General features: G+C 34.8%; 6 protein-coding genes and 1 pseudogene. All 7 read right to left on the bottom strand.

What is annotated here, in order from left to right; genetic code table 11:
- Nucleotides 1-772: 772 nt before the first annotated feature.
- A pseudogene (locus DXB43_RS15970) lies at nucleotides 773-883 on the bottom strand (IS200/IS605 family transposase); the annotation flags it as partial.
- 194 nt (nucleotides 884-1,077) lie between these two features.
- On the bottom strand, nucleotides 1,078-1,419 hold the full coding sequence (locus DXB43_RS14890) for a hypothetical protein (protein ID WP_118544594.1): 342 nt from the start codon (nucleotides 1,417-1,419) through the stop codon (nucleotides 1,078-1,080).
- 10 nt (nucleotides 1,420-1,429) lie between these two features.
- Nucleotides 1,430-1,657, bottom strand: a complete 228-nt coding sequence (locus DXB43_RS14885; protein ID WP_117842386.1) for a hypothetical protein — start codon at nucleotides 1,655-1,657, stop codon at nucleotides 1,430-1,432.
- 4 nt (nucleotides 1,658-1,661) lie between these two features.
- The gene (locus tag DXB43_RS14880; RefSeq protein ID WP_117842385.1) at nucleotides 1,662-1,997 is read right to left on the bottom strand and encodes a hypothetical protein; all 336 of its coding nucleotides are present in this window, start codon (nucleotides 1,995-1,997) and stop codon (nucleotides 1,662-1,664) included.
- A 410-nt stretch (nucleotides 1,998-2,407) separates the two neighbouring features.
- Complete coding sequence (locus DXB43_RS15965) at nucleotides 2,408-2,548, bottom strand: DNA/RNA non-specific endonuclease (RefSeq protein ID WP_442969660.1); 141 nt, start codon at nucleotides 2,546-2,548, stop codon at nucleotides 2,408-2,410.
- Nucleotides 2,549-2,681: 133 nt separating this feature from the next.
- Complete coding sequence (locus tag DXB43_RS14870) at nucleotides 2,682-3,098, bottom strand: immunity 70 family protein (protein WP_117842384.1); 417 nt, start codon at nucleotides 3,096-3,098, stop codon at nucleotides 2,682-2,684.
- Nucleotides 3,099-3,111: 13 nt separating this feature from the next.
- Nucleotides 3,112-3,783: hypothetical protein (locus DXB43_RS15215; RefSeq protein WP_199535103.1), on the bottom strand; the 672-nt coding region annotated here is incomplete at its 5' end.

Raw genomic sequence — 3,783 nt, 5'->3', positions numbered from 1 at the left:
CTCTCAATATCCGCCACTTCCTCTGCTACCACATCAAAGTCTGATCTTGCTCCCTGAATGTTCTCCTCCTGTCCCTCCATGCATCTCCGACATGATAGCAATCTCTACAATACTCTTCTTACCGCATCTATCTGTTCTATCCACCAGTCAATCTGTGCCAGAATCAGTTCCCGAATGCTGGTAATTTCTTCATATTTTACCTGAAATCCCATAACTTTCTCCACTCTCCCTATTTTGTCTTTATCATTTTCATCAAAGAAGCTTCTGCATCAACCAGTTCATCACGCAGTGTGAAAAGCTTCCCGACATCCTGCGTCAGGAGGCTCTAATAATAACTCATCAGACCAATTAACTGTGAAAAGCCCGCCCGGTACGCTGTCATGGCGTCCATTGATACATTTAAATTCGGAACTGTAAGCTATTTTCCTTCTACCTCACCGGATACCGTTGAAAAAGAATTTACCTTTGATGTATAAACATTGGTATCTAATTTTATCAGCATAATGATGCCATTCCTATTCTGTAAATGTTATTCCTGTTACTATTTCTTACACTTATATGCACATTAATATGCCTTACTACCTCCACCATTCGATTGTGTACCAAATAAAATTTAATTCGTTTTTAAATACCGCTGCTATTTCGTTTTTTATTTCGTTATTTTTCTAAGTCAGCAACCACCAGTTCAACTGATGGTTTGTTATAAGCCCTCCAAAGAGCTATGTTACCGCTCGCCCAAAAGGGCGGTGTCGCAATCATTTTTACTGGTCCGCTATAAAGCGGTACTTCTTGAATCTTCTTTTCTCGATTCCTCTGCTTGCTCTTTTATATATTTTTGTACTGCTTCGTCTGTGATATTACCGATTGTTTCTACATAATATCCTATTTATTTTTTTGCAACTTAAAATTCTCAAAAGTTATTTTACAATTATCACAAAGTGGATCATATTCTTCACTCCAAAATTTCTTGTATTTAAAAATATATTATCAATATCGGCTCCACCTAACAATGCATTATTAGTTGCAAATACTTCTGCACAGTTATTAACTAGCTTTTCACCTAGAAAATTAATCACCTTACCAATAAAGTAACTTTCTTATTTCATCCGATGTTCTTAATAATCTTTTCCATTCTTCAACTGTTCTTACCGCTTCTACACTAAGCAACTCTACATTTTTTTCTAATTGTATAAATGAATTTCTTAACTCTATGCTTTTTTCTAGTATATCATCATTAATCATACCTTCATCCAAAAGAAGATTTAATGTATCTTCATGTAGAAAACTAATCGCATCTATCGAAAATTCCTCAAATAGATTATGTTTAATTGTATCATCACTTTCTGTCAACAAATAACTTCCACATTCTTGAATTGTTTTTTTAAAGTTTTCATATCTTTCTTCTAATGAAATTATCATCTCAATACCTCTAATCATAAATTATAGTTGCTCTATCACCTTTCAGCGGGATATAAGTTTCAGGATTTACTACCTTTATTTTTCCAGTAGCCCCAGATGATATTCCATAATATGAACCTCCATGTTTGCCTCCGCCTGGATGATAAAATATAGAAACATCACCATTCATTAATTTCCAACCGCCACCATTGCTTCCATATACACCTCTTGTCCAATCATTTCCAAGAACCTTCTGCAATTCATCAGCAATATCCTTTCAAACGTGTTGGATCCCTAAAAATATCATCAACAGAATTAATATTCCAATGTACATTATCTGCACCATACTTTTCCTTTAAATATTCATTCCATTCAGCCCCACTTCTAGGTATTTCATTATCAAAATTAGTCTTTCTACCACTCTCCCCTACATTCCCCAGCTGCTGTTTTCTAAGTTCCAACAGCTCCTCCGGGTTTACTTTCTTTAATGCAAGTGCTTCGTCTACCTTTCCGATTCCTCTTATTTCTGCCTCTGTGAGCCCTTCCTTGCTTCCATTCTCAAGAAAATCAAGATATTTCTGGGCATCTTCCTTTGACATGCAGGATGCTGATTATTTGAAGTTTACACAGCAAGAGCAGGAACTATATTCCGTTGTGATTTCAGATATTCTTATACGAAGTCAATATTAAATATAGTCTTTCATAATGTTCCAAACTCTTTTTACTTCGTCATTATATTTCTCATTCAACTGATTTTTTAATTGAACATCTGCATCATAAATGATGAAATCGCCTAACCCACCTCTCGCAACTGCAAAAACTCTTCATTTCCTATCATTCTTCTATTTCCAATCTATTGTAATGTTCATTTTTTAATTCTCGAACTTTATCACACCACTCACTATCAAGGAGACCAAAATTACAATATAATTCCAGATAAGCAAAACGCATCGTTCTCATAATATCAATCTTTCCTGAAAACAATGCGTTTTAACCTTAACATCTACCTTTACTTTTTTCCCTCGCTTATAGCTTTTGCCCATTGATTTTCTATTTTCTTATATTGACTCAAATTAACATCTTTTGATTGAGATACTATATTATCCAAATTTGGTGAACCGCCAAACCTATCTCCAGCCTTGCGTAGCACCTTCGATACTTCATTTCATTTTTCCTTTACATTTTTTACATATCATTTTCTAATTGCCTGTCTATTATAACCATCTGAATTTTATATTAATCAAGTTTTCTGATAGTTTTGTTACTTATAAAACCATTTTCATCTATAACGACTCTATCTCTATTGGTAATCCTAACTCCTGACTTTTCTCTAAGGCATGTTTAAACAATGTTAAAAAATCTTCACCATCACTCGTCACAAAATAATTTGATAAATCAGTTATGTCCTTACTAATATTATCGCCCCATGGTGGCAGTTTTTTAATATCATCTATATCCCAAATTACTTTATTAGGTGATATTTTCCTTAATTCTTCTTTAATTGTATTCAATTCTATTAACGCTTTACTTACATTTTCACTCTCAAGACTTCCCTGATACAATTGATTCATTATCAGCGGAAATCTACTTCCCCAACTATTATTCTCTAAATTTACAGCAACTGTCGAAAAAAAACAATGTAAAAAATCTCCACTACCTATTTGATACCATAAAAAACCAACTTTAAATCCAACTGCCATATCATATACTCCTTTAACTTTCCTTAAATCTCACTTTTATTCCATTACTTGTTCGTTCCACAATATCATTATATAAAGCATTAAGATTATTTTGCGATATATTTTGACCTCGTATATCAATTAATACTGACTGTTCTGTTCCCTCTGGTAAATTACCTATTCTTTGATAATATTGTTTTTCAATATTTCTTGCCAAGTTGCTTCTACCAGATGCAGTTTCAATTTGATAATTCTTTACATCTATACTGAATCCATCCTTATACAAGTCCGGTCTAACACTTCCTTTTGTTCCATATGGAACTTCCTTTCCCTTTATGAATGATTTTTGTTCTAAATAATCTGGGAAATCTTTTGCTGCATCTAATTCAGCTTGTCTCCAAGATGGTCTCTTTGTTAAAGAAGTACCACTCTCCCCAACATTTCCCAACTGCTGCGGTCTTTTTACATTATTTACTACTTCCAGCTCTGTCTCACTGAGCGTTCCATATGTTGCCATTCCGGTTAGTGATCCAACTACAAAGCCTGCCAGTGGACTGTTGGTTGCTTCTGTCATTCTCTTGTCCACATAGCTGCTCGCTGCCACCGTCAGTCCCTGCTTTGCATACTCTGTTACTACTGCCCTGCCGATGGATGTTCCTGCACTTACTGCTGCATTTGCTGCCATTCCTCCGGTCAGTATCAGGGA

The sequence above is a fragment of the Roseburia sp. OM04-10BH genome, from assembly GCF_003462605.1.
In the GTDB taxonomy this organism is placed as follows: Bacteria; Bacillota; Clostridia; order Lachnospirales; family Lachnospiraceae; genus Roseburia_C; species Roseburia_C amylophila.
The sequence above is the reverse complement of the archived record's forward strand: the minus strand, read 5'-3'. Positions and strand labels throughout refer to the sequence as shown.